At 67.3% G+C, this 15,955-nt stretch carries 15 protein-coding genes; 11 read left to right on the top strand and 4 right to left on the bottom strand.

Annotation, left to right across the window (positions count from 1 at the left end):
• The 10 genes from ACZ5PO_RS00430 (at position 1) to ACZ5PO_RS00475 (ending at position 11,153) form a co-directional block, all read left to right on the top strand.
• On the top strand, positions 1-765 hold the full coding sequence (locus tag ACZ5PO_RS00430) for an ABC transporter ATP-binding protein (RefSeq protein WP_464189124.1): 765 nt from the start codon (positions 1-3) through the stop codon (positions 763-765).
• A complete protein-coding gene (locus ACZ5PO_RS00435) occupies positions 758-1,471 on the top strand; it encodes an ABC transporter ATP-binding protein (protein ID WP_464189126.1) in 714 nt (237 codons plus the stop codon). Before ACZ5PO_RS00430 ends, ACZ5PO_RS00435 begins: the two co-directional genes overlap by 8 nt.
• Positions 1,472-1,516: 45 nt before the next feature.
• Entirely contained in the window at positions 1,517-3,043 is a 1,527-nt protein-coding gene (locus ACZ5PO_RS00440) for an acyl-CoA carboxylase subunit beta (protein ID WP_464189128.1), read from the top strand.
• Between the two features lie 10 nt (positions 3,044-3,053).
• Complete coding sequence (locus ACZ5PO_RS00445; protein ID WP_464189130.1) at positions 3,054-3,266, top strand: acyl-CoA carboxylase biotin carboxyl carrier protein subunit; 213 nt, start codon at positions 3,054-3,056, stop codon at positions 3,264-3,266.
• A gap of 270 nt (positions 3,267-3,536) precedes the next feature.
• A complete protein-coding gene (locus tag ACZ5PO_RS00450; protein ID WP_464189132.1) occupies positions 3,537-5,072 on the top strand; it encodes a class I adenylate-forming enzyme family protein in 1,536 nt (511 codons plus the stop codon).
• 53 nt (positions 5,073-5,125) lie between these two features.
• Positions 5,126-6,502, top strand: a complete 1,377-nt coding sequence (locus ACZ5PO_RS00455) for an acetyl-CoA carboxylase biotin carboxylase subunit (protein ID WP_464189135.1) — start codon at positions 5,126-5,128, stop codon at positions 6,500-6,502.
• Between the two features lie 41 nt (positions 6,503-6,543).
• On the top strand, positions 6,544-7,488 hold the full coding sequence (locus ACZ5PO_RS00460) for a hydroxymethylglutaryl-CoA lyase (RefSeq protein WP_464189137.1): 945 nt from the start codon (positions 6,544-6,546) through the stop codon (positions 7,486-7,488).
• The gene (locus ACZ5PO_RS00465) at positions 7,488-8,609 is read left to right on the top strand and encodes an alkene reductase (protein ID WP_464189139.1); all 1,122 of its coding nucleotides are present in this window, start codon (positions 7,488-7,490) and stop codon (positions 8,607-8,609) included. Before ACZ5PO_RS00460 ends, ACZ5PO_RS00465 begins: the two co-directional genes overlap by 1 nt.
• 228 nt (positions 8,610-8,837) lie before the next feature.
• Positions 8,838-9,515: a TetR/AcrR family transcriptional regulator gene (locus ACZ5PO_RS00470; RefSeq protein WP_464189143.1), complete on the top strand. Its 678-nt coding sequence runs from the start codon at positions 8,838-8,840 to the stop codon at positions 9,513-9,515.
• Between the two features lie 453 nt (positions 9,516-9,968).
• Entirely contained in the window at positions 9,969-11,153 is a 1,185-nt protein-coding gene (locus ACZ5PO_RS00475; protein ID WP_464189145.1) for an epoxide hydrolase family protein, read from the top strand.
• Positions 11,154-11,279: 126 nt separating this feature from the next.
• On the opposite strand, the gene ACZ5PO_RS00480 is transcribed toward ACZ5PO_RS00475, so the two are convergent.
• Positions 11,280-11,708 (bottom strand): NUDIX hydrolase, encoded by a 429-nt coding sequence (locus ACZ5PO_RS00480; protein ID WP_464189147.1) that lies wholly within the window; start codon positions 11,706-11,708, stop codon positions 11,280-11,282.
• 505 nt (positions 11,709-12,213) lie between these two features.
• Between ACZ5PO_RS00480 and ACZ5PO_RS00485 the strand changes: the two genes are divergently transcribed.
• Entirely contained in the window at positions 12,214-13,323 is a 1,110-nt protein-coding gene (locus ACZ5PO_RS00485) for an HlyD family secretion protein (protein ID WP_464189150.1), read from the top strand.
• A 27-nt stretch (positions 13,324-13,350) separates the two neighbouring features.
• Here ACZ5PO_RS00485 and ACZ5PO_RS00490 read toward each other — a convergent pair whose 3' ends face one another.
• From ACZ5PO_RS00490 to ACZ5PO_RS00500, 3 genes are all read right to left on the bottom strand, one after another.
• Positions 13,351-14,373 carry an AraC family transcriptional regulator gene (locus tag ACZ5PO_RS00490; RefSeq protein WP_464189152.1) on the bottom strand — a complete coding sequence of 341 codons (1,023 nt, stop codon included), beginning with the start codon at positions 14,371-14,373 and terminating at the stop codon, positions 13,351-13,353.
• 402 nt (positions 14,374-14,775) lie between these two features.
• Entirely contained in the window at positions 14,776-15,258 is a 483-nt protein-coding gene (locus ACZ5PO_RS00495) for a hypothetical protein (RefSeq protein WP_464189154.1), read from the bottom strand.
• A 185-nt stretch (positions 15,259-15,443) separates the two neighbouring features.
• On the bottom strand, positions 15,444-15,938 hold the full coding sequence (locus ACZ5PO_RS00500; protein WP_464189156.1) for a DUF992 domain-containing protein: 495 nt from the start codon (positions 15,936-15,938) through the stop codon (positions 15,444-15,446).
• Positions 15,939-15,955 lie beyond the last annotated feature (17 nt).

The raw sequence follows: 15,955 nt of genomic DNA on the forward strand, positions 1-15,955 counted from the left end.
ATGCTATCGATCAACGGCGTGTCCAAATCCTTCGGGGGCGTGCACGCGCTCCGCGACGTCCACATGGCGATCCCCGCCGGCGTCATCACCTCGGTGATCGGCCCCAATGGCGCGGGTAAGAGCACGCTGATGAACGTGATCTCGGGCTATGCGGCGCCGTCCGCCGGGGAGGTCCGCCTCGACGGCGTCCGCATCTCCGGCCTTCCGCCGCACCGCATCTGCGCCATGGGCCTGGCGCGCTCCTTCCAGAACTTGCAGATGTTCGTCGACATGCCGGCCTGGGAGGTGATCGCCACCGGCTTCTATCGGCACCAGACGGCGAGCCTGCTGGCCGACCTGCTCAATCTGCCGGCAAGCCGCGCCGAGGAGCGCAGGGTGGAAGCCGATGCCCGCAAGCTGCTGCAGTTCCTCGACCTCGACCCGGTGTGGTGGCAGCGTCGCGCCGGCGATCTCTCCTACGGCCTGCAGCGCAAGCTGGAGATCGGCCGGGCGCTCGCCACCGGACCGCGCCTGCTGCTGCTCGACGAGCCGGCCGCGGGCCTCAACACCAGCGAGACGGCGGCGCTCGGCCAGCTGTTCCGCAAGATCATCGCCACGGGGGTGACGCTGATCCTGGTCGAGCACGACCTCGACCTGGTCATGGCCGTCTCCGACAGCGTCTACGTCCTCGATGCGGGGGCGGTGATCGCGCACGGCAGCGGCGAGGAGGTCCGGCGCGACCCGCTCGTCGTAGCCGCCTACCTGGGGCTCGATGCCGATGCGTAGCCCTGTCCTCGAGGTCAAGGGCCTCAGCGCCTACTACGGCGAATTGCGCGCCATCCGCGACGTCGACCTCAGCATCGCGGCGGGCGAATGCGTCTGCCTGATCGGCCCCAACGGCGCCGGCAAGACGACGCTGCTCAAGGCCATCTCCGGCGTGCTCGACCGGACCGACGGCGCGATCTCCTATCTGGGCCGGGAGGCGACCCGTCTGACGCCGCGCCAGCGCATCAGCGCCGGGCTGATCCATGTGCCCGAGGGCCGGCTGGTGTTCTCGACCCTGTCGGTCGCCGAGAACCTGCGCATGGGCGGCTACGCCAAGCGCGGCCCGGATCTCGGCGAGCGCATCGAGCGGGTATTCGAGCTGTTCCCGCGCCTGCGCGAGCGGCGGCGACAGGCCGCCGGCAACCTCTCCGGCGGCGAACAGCAGATGCTGGCGATCGGACGCGCCCTGGTGGCGCAGCCGACGCTGCTGATGCTGGACGAGCCCTCCATGGGGCTGGCGCCGGTCATCGTGACCGAGATCTACCGGGAGATTCGCCGGCTGCGCGAGATGAACGTCACCGTGCTGCTCGTCGAACAGAACGCGCGCCTCGCGCTCGAGGTGGCGGACCGTGCGCTGATCCTGGGCGCAGGCGTGGTGCGCCGCCAGGGGACGTGCCGAGAGCTGAGCCAGGACTCCGACGTCCGCCACATGATTTTCGGCGCATGATTTTCGGCGCAAGACTTTTCGGTGATTGAGATCGAGGACCTTCCGATGGACGTGTACGACGACTTCAAGCAGCGGGAGGCCTGGGCTCTCGCCGGCGGGCGCAACGCCGAAAAGTCGGCCAAGCTGCTCGAGGGCAAGATCTTCGTCCGCGACCGGCTCGACCAGTTCTTCGACAACGGCCTGGAGATCGAGGACGGCTTGCTCGCCGGCGCCGAGAAGCGCGTGCCGGCCGATGCCGTGGTGACGGGCATCGGCAAGGTCGACGGCCGGATGGTGGCGATGATCGCCAACGACATCTCGGTCAAAGCCGGCTCCTGGGGCTACCAGACCATGCTCAAGATCACGCGCATGCAGGAGCGGGCGCGCGAGCTCAAGATTCCGCTGGTCTACTTCGTCGATTCCGCCGGCGCCCGCATCGACGAACAGAAGCAGTCCTATCTCGGCCGCACCGCCTGGGGGAACATCTTCTACAACCTGGTGCAGCTCTCCGGCGTGGTGCCGCAGCTGTGCGTGCTGTTCGGGCCCTCGCCCGCGGGCGCCGCCTACATCCCCGGCCTCTGCGACACGGTGGTGATGGTCGACAAGAAGGCGACCGCCTACGTCGGCTCGCCGCGCATGGCCAAGATGGCTATCGGCGAGGACATCAGCGAGGAGGATTTGGGCGGCGCGCGCATGCACTGCACCCTGAGCGGCCTGGGCGACATCCTGGTGCAGTCGGACGCCGAGGCGATCGCGGTCGCCAAGGCCTATCTCGGCTACTTCCCCTCCTCGTGGTCGGAAAAGCCTCCGATCGCGGCTGCGGCTGCCAAGGCTGACCCGCCGGACCTGGCGACGCTGCTGCCGCGCGACCAGAACGTGCCGTTCGACATCAAGACCCTGATCCAGGCGCTCGCCGACGATGGCTCGTTCCTGGAGAGCAAGGAGCTGTTCGCCAAGGAGATGACCACGGCCTTCATCCGCCTGGGCGGCCGCCCGGTCGGCGTCGTCGCCAACAACTCCAAGTTCAAGGGCGGCGTCCTGTTCAACGATTCCTCCGACAAGGCGGCCCGCTTCATCTGGCTCTGCAACGCCTTCAACATCCCGTTGCTGTTCCTGCAGGACATCAGCGGCTACATGATCGGCAGCTCGGTGGAGAAGACCGGCATCATCCGCCATGGCGCCAAGCTCCTCTCCGCCGTCTGCGAGACCACGGTGCCGCGGATCGCGGTGATGGTGCGCAAGGCCTACGGCGGCGGCTTCCTCGCCATGTCCGGCGCGCCGACCAAGCCCGACGCCATGCTCGCCCTGCCCACGGCGATGCCGGCGCTTGTCGGGCCCGAGGCTGCCGTCAACGCCATGTACTTCAACCAGATCGCCGAGCTGCCGCCGGCCGAGCGCACCGCCTTCATCAAGGAGAAGCGCGAGGAATACGCTCAGGACATCAACGTTTACTCGGCGGCGGCCGACAGCTTTGCCTCCGAGGCCGTGATCCACCCCAACAAGCTGCGCGGCGAGCTGATCAACCGCTTCGCGCTCTATTCGCTGAAGCCCACGCCCGCCATCGAGCGGCGCAACGCCGTCCATCCGGTCTGAGGAGCCCCCGATGAAGAAGATTGCCAGCCCCATGGCCGGAACGGTGTGGAAGATCGTCAAGGCGCCGGGCGATGAAATCGATTACGGCGACACCGTCATGATCCTCGAGTCCATGAAGATGGAAATCGCCGTGGAGGCCGACAACCGCGGCACGATCAGCAAGATCCTGGTCGAAGAGGGCGAGGTGGTCGACCAGGATACACCGCTGATCGAGCTGTCGTGAGGTCCTCATTCGGATCCGCGCTCGGTGACGAAGATACCGCCCAAGGTCCAGCCGCACACCTCGCCCCGCCTGCGGGGAGAGGTCGGATCGCGCGGAGCGTGATCCGGGTGAGGGGGCGTCCAGGACAGGGCTCCTACGGCAAGCCCCCCTCGCCCCTCCCTCTCCCCGCAAGCGGGGCGAGGGTGCGCGGTTGCTCCGTCGGCACCAATCAAGGCTCGGTGCGGTGCAGTTCGTAGAAGATCTGCGGCCGGCTAATCTGGGAGTGATCGCTTGACCACTGTCGTTTCACAGCATGTCGCCCGCAATGCCCGCAAGTTTCCGGAGCGCGCGGCGCTGCTCGACGAGCATCGGTCGATGACCTATGCCGAGCTCGACGCCTCCGCCAACCGGCTTGCCAACTTCCTGCTGGCTCGCGGCATCGCGCCCGGCGACAAGGTGGCGATCCTGGCGAAATCGAGCCTGCGCTGGGTCGTCGCCATGGTCGCCATCTCGGCCGTCCGTGCCACCTGCGTGCCGATCAACTACCGCCTGACCACGCCGGAGATTCTCGGCAACCTCGAGGACGCCGAATGCCGGTTCGTCTTCGCGACATCCGAGCTGGCCGAACAGCACCTGACCGGCCGGACCGAGAGTCCGGTTGCGCTCCTGGACGACGGGCCTGGCGTCGATCGCTATGGCGCGATCCTGGCCAAGGCGTCGGATGCGGCGCCGCAGCTGAGCTATAGCGACGACGATCTGCAGCTGATCATGTTCACCGGCGGCACCACCGGCCGCTCCAAAGGCGTGATGATGCGCAGCCGCCAGGTGTTCTGGAATACGGTGCACGAAGCCCTCGACACCGGCATGAACGAGTTCGGCAACACCGTGCTGGCGACGCCGTTGCACCATGCCGCCGCCCTCAATTGCTGGCTGCTGCCGCACCTCTACCTGGGCGCCCGCTCGACGATCCTCGGCGACTACTCCGCCGACCGCATGGTCGGGCTGATCGATCGGCACGGCGGCACCAACGGCTTCACGCCGCCGTCGGTCGCCCGCGAGCTATGCCTCGCCGCCCGTTCCGACCCGGCCCGGATGCGGACGTTCCGTGGCTGGTACGTCGGCGGCGGCATTCTGTCGGCGAAGGACCGGGAGGAGATGCACCGGCTCGTTCCCGACATGAAGATCTACTACCAGTACGGCCTGACTGAAGCCGGCGTCATTGTCACCGTGCTGAAGGAGGAGGACTACCATCTCGCCCCCGACTCCATCGGGCGGCCCTTCCTCAACTTCGAGGTCAAGATCGCGAGGCCGGACCTGACGGACGCGGACGTGGGCGAGGAAGGCGAGATCCTGGTGCGCGGCCCGTCCGTCATGGAGGGCTACTTCAAGCGGCCGGACGCGACGTGCGACGCCTTCCACGACGGCTGGCTGCGCACGGGCGATGCGGGCGCCATGGACGCGAGCGGCTTCGTCTACTTCCGCGATCGCATCAAGGATATGGTCAAGACCGGCGGCCTCAACGTCTACTCGCAAGAAGTCGAGCGCGCGATGCAGCGGCACCCCAAGATCCGCGAAGTCGGCATCATCGGTCTCCCCAGCGAAAAATGGGGCGAGGAGGTGACGGCCGTCGTCGTGCTGCGCGACGGCCAGGATGCGTCGGCCGACGAGCTGATCACCTTCGCCAAGGAACATCTGGCGAGCTACAAGGCGCCGAAGACCGTCATCTTCGTCGACTACGATGAGATGCCGATCAACTACTCCGGCAAGATCATGAAGCGTGAGCTCAGGACCTGGATCGCCGCGCATCATCCGGCGTCCGCCGCTTGACCTTAATTTTCCACCATCTAAACTAACAAACGTACGTTAATAGGCTACCTTTCATGCACAAGCTGCTCGTCGCCAACCGGGGCGAGATTGCCTGCCGGATCCTCTCGTCGGCCCGGGCGCTCGGCCTCGCCACCGTCGCCGTCTATTCCGATGCCGATGCGGACGCCCCGCACGTCGCGCTTGCCGACGAGGCCCGCCGTGTCGGCCCGGCGCGGGCCCAGCAATCCTACCTCGACCAGGACGCGATCCTGGCGGCGGCGCGCGACACCGGCGCGACGCTCGTCCATCCCGGCTACGGCTTCCTGGCCGAGAACGCGGCCTTCGCCGCGCGCTGCGGCCACGAGGGCCTGGCCTTCGTCGGCCCCAAGCCGCAGACCATCGCCGCCATGGGCGACAAGGAGCGGGCGCGCGCCCTCGCCCGCGCCGCGGGCGTTCCGGTACTGCCGGGAACCGACAAGCTGCCGCCGGATGGGGCCGCCGTTGCCGACGCGGCGGCAGCCATCGGCTATCCCCTGCTGATCAAGGCGGCAGCCGGCGGCGGCGGCATCGGCATGCGCCTTGTCGAGACGCCGGACGCGCTGCTCGCCGGCATCGCCGCCACGCGGGGCCTGGCCGAGCGCGCCTTCGGCAGCGGCGCGGTCTACCTCGAGCGCTACGTGCGGCGCGCCCGGCACGTGGAGGTGCAGGTGTTCGGCTTCGGCGACGGCCGGGCGGTGCACCTCTTCGACCGCGACTGCTCGCTGCAGCGGCGCCATCAGAAGGTGATCGAGGAGGCGCTGGCGCCCGGGCTCGACGAGGCCACCCGCGCAGCCATGGCAAAGGTCTCGGTCGATCTTGCCCGCTCCTGCACCTACGACGGCGCCGGCACGATCGAGTTCCTCTACGACGACGACACCGGCGGCTTCTTCTTCCTGGAGATGAACACCCGTATCCAGGTGGAGCACGGCGTCACCGAGCTGATCACCGGCATCGACCTGGTCACAGCCCAGCTTCGCCATGCCATGGGCGAGGACGTGGCGGCCGAGCTCGCACAGGACACCATCCGTTGCGACGGCCACGCCGTCGAGGCCCGCGTCTACGCCGAAGATCCGGCACGCCGCTTCATGCCGCAGCCCGGCACCATCGCCGACCTCGTGCTGCCGACAGGCCCGGGCGTGCGCGTCGATACCGGCTGCCGGGCGGGCTCGGTGGTCACGCCGTTCTACGACCCGATGATCATGAAGGTGATGGCCCACGCCCCCTCGCGGGAGGAGGCGATCGACCGCCTGATCCGGGCGCTCGGCGAGCTCAAGATCACCGGGCTGACGACCAACGTGGGCTGGCTCGGGGCGGTGCTCGCGCATCCCGCCTTCCGCGCCGGCCGCTTGAGCACGGATTTCCTGGCCGCCCACCAGAGCGAGATCGAACAGCGGGCCAGCGTGGCGGCGTGAGCCGCCGGCCTGTGCCGGCCCTCAGCTGAAAGGAACGCACCATGTCCGATCTTCCCAAAACCGTCCGCATCCACGAGGAAGGACCGCGCGAAGGCTTCCAGATCGAGGCGGCCTCGATCGCCACCGCCGACAAGGTGCGCTTCATCGAGGCGCTGGCCGAGACGGGCGTGCCGCAGATCGACTGCATCTCCTATGTCAACCCCGAGCGCGTGCCGGGCATGCGCGACGCCGAGGCGGTCGCGGCGGCCATCCACCGCCGCCCCGGCGTGCGCTACACCGGGCTCTGGCTCAACACCCGCGGGCTGGAGCGAGCGCTGCGCGCGCCGCTCGATGTGGTGGGGGCGATCCGGGTGACGGCGTCAGAAACGTTCTGCGTCAAGAACACCGGCATGACCATCGCGCAGACCTTTGCTGAGCAGCGGCGCTGGCTGGCGATCTATCGCGAGCACGGCATCCCCACCGAGTGGGGATATGTGATGACCGCCTTCGGCTGCAATTTTGAGGGCGACGTGCCGATCGCTCAGGTGCTGCGCATGGTGGGCGGCCTGCTCGACCTGGCCGACGAGCACGGCGTCAAGCTCAAGGGCGTCTATCTCGCCGACACCGTCGGCCACGGCACGCCGCTTTCCATGGAGCAGCGCATCGGCGCCATCCGCGAGCGCTGGCCGGACCTCAAGCTCGCGCTGCACCTGCACGACACGCGCGGCACCGGCCTGGCCAATGCCTACGCGGCGCTGCGGCTCGGCGTCGACCAGTTCGACAGCTCCTGCGCGGGGCTCGGCGGCTGCCCCTTCGCCGGGCACAAGGGCGCCGCCGGCAACATCTGCACCGAGGACCTCGTCTACATGTGCCACGAGATGGGCATCACCACCGGCATCGATCTGGCGAAGCTGGTCGCCTGCGCCGAGATGGCCGAAGCCATCGTCGGCCATCCGCTGCCGGGCAAGGTCATGCGTTCCGGCGCCGCGGCGCGGCCAGGCCATTGATGGCCGCCACCGAGCCGCTGCTGTTCCAACCGGTGCAGGTCGGCGCCTGGGCGCTGCGCAACCGCGTGGCGATGGCGCCGCTGACCCGCTCGCGAGCGGTCGGCGAGGGCCTGCCGTCGGATCTGCACGCCACCTACTACGGCCAGCGCGCGGGCGCTGGCCTGATCGTGGCCGAGGCGACCCAGATCAGCGCCGAGGGCCAGGGCTACCTGCGCACGCCCGGCATCTACACCGAGGCGCAGATCGCTGCGTGGCGGCGGGTGACGGACGCGGTGCATCGGGCGGGCGGCACCATCGTGCTGCAGCTCTGGCACGTGGGCCGCATCGCCCACCCGGCCAACCGCACCATCGCCGACGCGCCCGTCGCCCCTTCCGCTATCACGGCGGCCGGCACCATCTTCACGCCCGACGGCCTGGTGCCGTTCCCCCCGCCGCGCGCCCTGACGACGGAGGAATGCGCGCGCGTGGCGCGTGACTACGCCGCGGCGGCCCGCAATGCGCGGCAGGCGGGCTTCGACGGCGTCGAGATCCACGCTGCCAACGGCTACCTCCTCGACGCCTTCCTGCACGACGGCTCCAACCGCCGCTCCGACCGCTACGGCGGCACCATCGACAACCGGGCGCGGCTGCTCGTCGAGGTCGTCGAGGCGGCGGCGGCAGCCGTCGGCGGCGACCGCACCGGCGTGCGCCTGTCGCCCTTCGGCTCGTTCAACGATGCCGCCGACAGTGGCCCGGCAGCCCTCTTCGATCACGTCATCCGGCGCCTGGACGGCTTGGGCATCGCCTACCTCCACGTCATCAAGCCGGAGGTGTCCGGCGACCGCAGCGCGGCCGCGGGTGCCGACACCGCCGTCGACGTGCCGCGCTTTGCCCGGGAGCGCTTCGCCGGCCGGCTGATCGTCGCCGGCGGCTACCACAAGGCGTCTGCCGAGCAGGAGTTGACCAGCGGGGTCGCCGATCTCGTCGCCTTCGGCCGGTCCTTCATCGCCAATCCCGACCTGCCGCTGCGCCTTCGCCTCGGCGCCGGACTCGCCGAGCCGGATCGCGCAACGTTCTATTCGCCGGGCCCCAAGGGCTACATCGACTATCCCGCCCTGGATGGCCGCACGGAGAGCGCATGAGCCGCTTTGATGACCGCGCCTGCGCCGTTGGACAGGCCAGCGGCCGCCGCGCTACAGGAGGAACAAGCTGATCGGGAGCTTGCCTCCGCATGCTCCGATATGTCGGGTCGCCTCCGAATCTTCGGCGGCACGGCGCTTTTTCCAGCTTCAGCAGATGCAAGGTACAGTCGGAAGCGATTCTTCCGGGAGGCGGCGGATATCCCGCCGTCCGATGACAGAGGACGGTTGATGCGGCGGGTCGGGTTTCGCAGGGAAACCACTGCACGGCTTATTCGCCAGGCCGCGGTCTCGATGATCGCGCAATACGGCTTCAAGGCCGCCAGCCTGCGCAAGGTGGCCGAAGAAGTCGGCATCCAGGCCGGGTCCCTCTACAACTACATCAGCAGCAAGGACGAGTTCCTGTTCAACCTGCTCAAGGAGCACCTGGAGCTGATGCTCGCGGACTTCGAGCGCGAGTGTGTCGGCATCGCCGACGTGTCGCAGCGGCTGACCAAGTTCATCGAGCTGCACATCCGCTTTCATACCGAGCAGCAGGAAGAGGTCATCATCGGCAACCTCGAGCTGCGCAGCCTGTCGCCCGAGGATCGGGCCGTCATCACCGGCCTGCGCGACCGCTATTCGGCGATCCTGACGGACCTCATCAAGCAGGGCGTCGACGAAGGACTGTTCAAGGCCGAGGACCCGCGCGTCACGACCTTCGCCGTCCTCTCGCTGCTCTCCGGCGTCTGCTACTGGTACCGCGCCGACGGGCGCGTCTCCCAGGCCGACCTCATCAGGCTGCACGTCGACATGGTGTTCCGGCTGCTCGGCGTCGGCGCGGCGCAGGATGTGGCGCCGCCGCCGGCCGCGGCGCCACGCCTACGCAAGCCGGTGTACGTGCGCCGCCGCCGCTACGGCGAGCGATAGGGCGAAGCTCTGTCTGACGGCATTTGCGTCGACGGAGCCACCGCACACCCTCGCCCCACTTGTGGGGAGAGGGAGGGGTGGGGGCTTGCCGCGTGCCGTGACCGCCTGGCGTCTTCTCCGGGAGCCCCCTCACCCGCCTTGCGCTGGCGCGCAAGCCGACCTCCCCCCACAAGTGAGGCGAGGTATGCAGCCCGACGGCCGCTGCCACAGATCTGTGAATCCGATAGCCCTTCATGGGGAGGGAGGAGTCTTATTTTTCACCGTGGAGAAGTTGGGCGGAGCGGCCAGCCGAACGGCCTCCCCCTTGTGGGGAGGCTCACCGCGCGAAGCGGAAGGGCCTGGTGGGGGTGAACCTCGACGCCTGCAGAACCCGCCTCCTCGAAAGAGCCTGGCCCGCCGGCAACCGTGCGCATACACTGTCGAGAGCGCCCTCACCCAGCACGGTAATCCTCCATGAGCTCAGACTTGGCCGCCGGGCCGCTCCCCTTCCGCATCGCCATATCCGACGCCGACCTCGCCGCCATTCGCGAGCGCGTGCGCGCCTATGACTGGTCGATGCTTCCCGATGCGGGCGGCTGGAGCGCCGGCACCGATCTCGCCTTCATGCGTGACATCGCCGCCTACTGGCTCGACGGCTACGACTGGCGCGCCCAAGAGGCGCAGCTCAACCGCTTTCCCCAGTTCAAGGCGACAGCTGGCGGCCTCGACGTCCACTTCATCCATGTGCCGGGCTCGGTCGGCCCCGACGGCCGCAAGCCGCTGCCGCTGCTGCTCAGCCACGGCTGGCCCGGCTCCTTTTTCGAGTTCCTGCACGTCATCGAGCCCCTCGCCCACCCCGAGCGGTTCGGTGGCGACGTCGCTGACGCCTTCGACGTGGTGGTGCCGTCGCTGCCGGGCTACGGCTTCTCGGGACGGCCGGACAAGCCGATCGGCCCGCGCCGCATCGCCGCCTGCTTCGACGAGCTGATGACCGATGTGCTGGGCTACGACCGCTACCTCGCCCAGGGCGGTGATTGGGGCTCCTCGATCTCGGGTTGGCTCGGCTACGACCACAAGGCTTGCATCGGCGTGCACCTCAACATGGTGCCGGCGCTGAGCCCGCTGATGAAGCCGGAGAGCGCGGAGGAGCTCGCCTACGCCCAGCGCATGCGCGCCAGCATGGATGCGGAGGCCGCCTATCTCAGGCTGCAGGGCACCAAGCCGCAGACGCTTGCCTTCGGCCTGATGGACAGCCCCGTCGGCGTCGCAGCCTGGATCATCGAGAAGTTCGCCGCCTGGTCCGACCTGCCGCGCACCGCCGATGGCAGCCCCGATCTCCTGGCGCGCTACAGCCGCGACCAACTGCTCACCAATGTCATGATCTATCTGGTGACCAGGAGCTTCGCCACCGCCGCCTGGCTCTACCGCGGCCGCCTGCTGGAGACCCCGAACCGGCTGCCGGCGGGCCGCGTCGAGACGCCCACCGGCGTCGCCGCCTTCCCCGAGCCGGTGTACCCGCCGCCGCCGCGCAGCCTCGCCGCCAAGGGCTACAACCTGGTGCGCTGGACCGACATGCCGCGCGGTGGCCACTTCGCGGCGCTGGAGGAGCCCGAGCTGCTCATGGGCGAAATCCGTGCCTTCGCCCGCACGTTGCGGTGAGCTAGAGCATTTCGCCATTGGATGGACCCATCCAATGGCAGAGAAATGCTCATGGTCTTTTGATCTGGAGCGCTTCTTTTGCGATTGAGTGATTCCACCCAATCGCGAAGCGCTCTAGCCGATGGCCTACTCCGCCGCCTTCCGCTTCCCATCGTTGTTCTTGGCGAACTGGCGGATCAGGGCGCCCAGGTCCGGCTCGTCGACCAGAAGGGCCGCGTCGCCGGGCTTGAACCAGCGCATGCGCCGGTCCTTCATGTCGCGCCAGCGCTTGCGGAACTTGGCGACGCGGAGGGGATAGACGGCGACCTCGCACAGCTCGTAGTGGCCCTCGCGGCGCTTCCAATAGCTGTAGACGCCGATGGGCTGCTTCCCGATCTTGCCTTTAAGGCCCGCCTCCCGGCGCGCCCGCTTGGCGGCGGCAGTGTGCTCCTTCTTTTTCTTCTTCGGCCAGCCCTTGGGGATGACCGCACGCTGGGTCTCCTTGGAGGTGATCAGAAGGATCTTGACGCCGCCCTTCCTGTGGTACGGTAACGCCGCAACCTGCCTCGTCTGCATCCTCGTCCCTGATCCTTTCACCCGCCGAACCCTTGCTCGCCGCCTATGCGCGGTGCGACGGCGACGTCCCGTGCCGCATCCGCGCCCGCACATCAACAGTGCCCCGCCGATACTGAAGGCTTGTGACTGCGAGATCTGCGCCGCAGCGGGTGTCAATCACCGCGAGCCGCCCCGTCATGGCGAAGACCGCACGCGCGAAGGCGCCGAAGCTGCATTGAACCGCTCACAAATGCGGTGGGCGGCGACCGCGGATGGGGTGCTGGCGTGAAATGATAAGATTCATCAGCTCGCCGCGGTAGTGGTAGCCGCGAGCGAAACGGGCATGTGCTTCCGGCGACCGTGGTGGAACGGGCAGCGGGGGATGATGCACGTGGAGCGGACGTTTACGGCTCCACGAGGTTCGGCGCCACCCAAGAGTATTTCGAATCTGGAATGCTTCCCTAGCGATTGGGTGATGCCGCCCAATCGCTAGAGAAGCGCTCTAGGACGTAGAAAAAGTCCGAGCATGCTCATCATACTCGTCACCTACCTTGTCCTGGTCTGGTTGTTATTCTTCAAGCTCAAATTGATGCGCCTGACCTGGGTGAGCGGGAGTTTAGCCGTTGTTGCCGGCATGTTAATCCTTGCGATATTCGGGGCGCTGCTGAATTCGCTGACGCCGACCGGCCCTATCGTGGTCGGTTCACGCGTGGTGGAGGTCACGCCGAACGTCAGTGGTGAAATCGTCGCCATTCCGGTCAAGCCCAATGTCCCGGTCAAGGCCGGCACGGTGCTCTTCCAGATCGACCCGGCCCCGTTCCAATACAAAGTGCGCCGGCTGGAGGCGGCCTTGGTCGCCGCCCAGCAACAGGCTGAGGTGCTTCAGGCCAACTACGATCAGGCCAGCGCGAACGTCGTCGGCCTCGAGAAGCAGGTCGGCTTCCATCAAGAGCGGCTGGCCGACATCGCAACGCTGACGAGGAGCGGAGCGACAACCGCGTTTCGCGAACAGGACACGCGCGAGCAGTTGGAGATCGCCACGGCTCAGTTGCAGGCGGCGAAGGCGCAGCAGCAGAGCGCGCGGGCCGCGCTCCAATCGTCCATCGATGGCGTCAACACGACGGTCCTGCAAACCCGCGCGGAGCTCGACGACGCGAGATGGGAGCTCGCGCAGACGACGGTCAGGGCTCCGTCGGACGGTTATGCGAGCACCGTGGCGCTCGCGATCGGCGCACGCGCTCTCAAGGCAAGCGCCGCAATGTCCTTCATCGTCGAGTCCGATATCAGGATCGTCGGCACATTCCTGCAGAACGGATTCCGTACGATCCGTCCTGGCGCCAAGGTGCGCCTGTTCCTCGATGCCGATCCTGGCCGCATGTACGAGGCCAGCATCGTCGACATTCCGAAAGGTGTCGGACAGGGCGAGATCGCAGTATCGGGCATACTGGCTCGAGTCGGATCGATCGGTGGTACCGGCGCCTACCCGGCCGTGATCTCAGTTCCGCAAGGCGCCGACCGCAGCATATTGCGTTTGGGGACCTCCGGGACTGCAACGGTCTTTTCCGAGACCGCCGGCGTCATCGGCCTCATCGCGTATGTCCTGCTCTGGGTCCAATCCTACGTGGCCTACCTGTGAACCTAGTGGCTCGTGTTTCTCCTCCAATCAGGAGCCGGGGAAGGTTGGCTCCTTGGTGCGAAATTCGCGCGGCCCAAAGCCTGTTGCCTTTCGAAAAGCCCGGGAAAACCCTGCGGGCGAGGAATAGCCCAAGTCGTTGGATATGCTAGTAATCGACAGACTCGGGTCTTGTAACAGTTCGGTCGCGCGCTGAATTCTGACCGCAGTCGTCAGGCTGCGAAAGTCCGTGCCAGTGCGATTCAGCTCTCGCTGCAATGTCCGAACACTGGTGTCCATCGATCGCGCGACATCGTCGATCGACACGCTCCCTGTGAGAAGCTGGGCGCGGATCTGTTCGACGGCGACGCCGAACAAGCTTCGTGGAGCGCCACCAGGCCGGTCCCGCGCGACATCCTCCATGGTCACGATTGACTGTGATGCCCGTTTCGAGGTCGCCATCAGGTGGCGCCGTTCGAAGACGATCGCCACGGCCGGCGCATTGAAGAGCACCGGGCATTGAAACACATCCTCGAAAAGCGTGGTTCGGCTTGGTGTCTCGATATCAAGCTCGATGCGCAGTGGCCGCCAAGTATCAGGCAAATAGGTCCTGATGAGGCTCAGCAACTCGCCGGCCGCAGCGCCCGCGACTGCGCTATACCCGTCAGCGCCGGCCAAAGCAAACCCGTAACTATATCGCACTTCGTCAGCGACGGTTGTGACGGACAACTTGTCATAGGTACTATGATAGCGGAGGGCCGCGACGCTCCGCCGGAGGGCGTGGCCGAGGGTGTCCGCTCCAAACACGTAGCGTCCGAAGCTGCCGTAGGCGGCGACGTCCATGCCGGGGGCTATCAGGAGCCCGAAATCGGGCTCGCCGGCCGCTCGTCCGATCGCATCGACGAAGCCGACGACCGCCTGTTGAGGAATGAAGCAGTTCCGATCCTCGATCAGTTCGACGTCGAACCCCGCAGCTCGATTGGCCCGCCGCAGCACCCTCTCTCCCATCTCATCTCGAACGAACGCGGGCAGGCCGCGCAGGACATGGCTGGAGATGACGGGGACTGCGGCCATGCGACGGCGCTCCTGAAGGCGGCATAGGTGGCGCAAGATGAGTGGTTTCGATGTCGCCCGGCGGCTAGCGTAGCAAGAGTCATCCGGCGGACACATCGCAGAACCGGTGCACACCCGAAGGCAAGCTTCGCGGAACTGATCTGCCGGCGCCGTAGGCCTCGGCGCAATGAGCGCACCGTGCGGCAGGTCGGGTCGGGGGGGACGAAGAATGGTGTTCGGGTAATTCTTGCCGACGTGGATCTGAGCGGAGAAGACGGTGGCTTCCGGTCGCGCATTCTATTCTGTTGAAAGCTATCGCGCGAGCCTCCGTTGCGCGGCACCTGGTCATCGTCGATCGTCGAGGCGAGGCGATGCAAGGGCCTCAATGTCAAACGGCAACGAGGAGGGGCACCGGGGAGCGGCTTACCTCGCCCGCCCTTCCTCCATGGCGACCGCTCCGATCGTGGTCGGGCGAACGTTGCGGAGGGTGGCGTAGAGGAAGGCTGTCGTCAGTCCGAACAGCAACACGCCATTCAGCGCTTCGAGCGCTCCCAGCATCTGCCACTGATCGGCGAGCTTGAGGTTCGCATGGCCGAAGGTCGTCATCGCGCCGATCGAATACAACATCGCCGAGCGTGCATCTGGAAGAGCGCCGAGCCACAGATAAGCCACCGCCCAGACGGCCGCTTCGATGGCATGCAATGCGGTCGCCGATAACACGGTCGCCCCCACCACCATGGCGAAGGTCGTCAGGCGCCGACGGAATTTATCCGCGCGCTTCAGGCTTCGCTCGACACCGAGCTCGATGGCTCCGAGGCCAAGGACGTGGATGAGCGCAGCCAGGACGATCAGAGGCAAGCCCCACAGCCAGTCCGAAACCCAGCCATCCGATCCAAGCGATTGCATGTCTTGAGCCCTTACGCGGCCGATCGGTGGGCCTCGTCAAGACGAGGCGACAGGCGATACCACCCAATCGCGAAGCGCGCCAGGCACCGCTCGCCGCGCGTCTCCAACAAGGCCGGCCTGCTCGCCGCTGCTCCGGCCCGCTCGCTCGCCGAGGAGCCAGCCGGCGCTCTCGGCTCAGCGCAATGTCATGGCGCCGCGACCAACGTGACTGCCGTGACGCCGCCCGCCACATTGACGCCGGCCTGCCCCTCCACCGAGATGGGCTGGAGCGAGAACGCCCGCCCGGTGCCGCCGATCAGCACGTTGGCGCCGACGCCCACGCCGAACGATGCATCAGCGCCGGCCCCGGCGTAGGTTCCCGCGAGCGCGCCGGCCGGCAGCCCGTAGTCGCCGGCGATCACGCCCCAGACCAGATATCCTCCTACCGTGGCGCCGAGCGTGATCCCGAACTCGGTGATCTGACCGGTGTAGCGCTCGCCGGCCCCGCCCCTGTCGGGCTGAAAGACGCACGACAAGGTCTGCTTCTCCACGACGACGAGGCCGATGCCGGCCGAGACGTCACACGTGAGCGTCCCCACCTTCACCCCCGCATAGGCAGGCGCCGCGTGAAGGAGCAGCAGGCCGGAAAGCCCCAGGACCAGGCGAAGCACGCCGGGTTTTCTTGTCAGGTCTTTGCTCATCAATTGCCCCTGTTGCA

The organism is Chelatococcus sp. KU-N122, from assembly GCF_055391085.1.

Coding starts and splice junctions, on each gene's coding strand:
- ACZ5PO_RS00430 (WP_464189124.1), top strand. CDS start 1: ATGCTATCGATCAACGGCGTGTCCAAATCCTTCGGGGGCGTGCACGCG.
- ACZ5PO_RS00435 (WP_464189126.1), top strand. CDS start 758: ATGCGTAGCCCTGTCCTCGAGGTCAAGGGCCTCAGCGCCTACTACGGC.
- ACZ5PO_RS00440 (WP_464189128.1), top strand. CDS start 1,517: ATGGACGTGTACGACGACTTCAAGCAGCGGGAGGCCTGGGCTCTCGCC.
- ACZ5PO_RS00445 (WP_464189130.1), top strand. CDS start 3,054: ATGAAGAAGATTGCCAGCCCCATGGCCGGAACGGTGTGGAAGATCGTC.
- ACZ5PO_RS00455 (WP_464189135.1), top strand. CDS start 5,126: ATGCACAAGCTGCTCGTCGCCAACCGGGGCGAGATTGCCTGCCGGATC.
- ACZ5PO_RS00460 (WP_464189137.1), top strand. CDS start 6,544: ATGTCCGATCTTCCCAAAACCGTCCGCATCCACGAGGAAGGACCGCGC.
- ACZ5PO_RS00465 (WP_464189139.1), top strand. CDS start 7,488: ATGGCCGCCACCGAGCCGCTGCTGTTCCAACCGGTGCAGGTCGGCGCC.
- ACZ5PO_RS00470 (WP_464189143.1), top strand. CDS start 8,838: ATGCGGCGGGTCGGGTTTCGCAGGGAAACCACTGCACGGCTTATTCGC.
- ACZ5PO_RS00475 (WP_464189145.1), top strand. CDS start 9,969: ATGAGCTCAGACTTGGCCGCCGGGCCGCTCCCCTTCCGCATCGCCATA.
- ACZ5PO_RS00480 (WP_464189147.1), bottom strand. CDS start 11,708: ATGCAGACGAGGCAGGTTGCGGCGTTACCGTACCACAGGAAGGGCGGC.
- ACZ5PO_RS00485 (WP_464189150.1), top strand. CDS start 12,214: ATGCTCATCATACTCGTCACCTACCTTGTCCTGGTCTGGTTGTTATTC.
- ACZ5PO_RS00490 (WP_464189152.1), bottom strand. CDS start 14,373: ATGGCCGCAGTCCCCGTCATCTCCAGCCATGTCCTGCGCGGCCTGCCC.
- ACZ5PO_RS00495 (WP_464189154.1), bottom strand. CDS start 15,258: ATGCAATCGCTTGGATCGGATGGCTGGGTTTCGGACTGGCTGTGGGGC.
- ACZ5PO_RS00500 (WP_464189156.1), bottom strand. CDS start 15,938: ATGAGCAAAGACCTGACAAGAAAACCCGGCGTGCTTCGCCTGGTCCTG.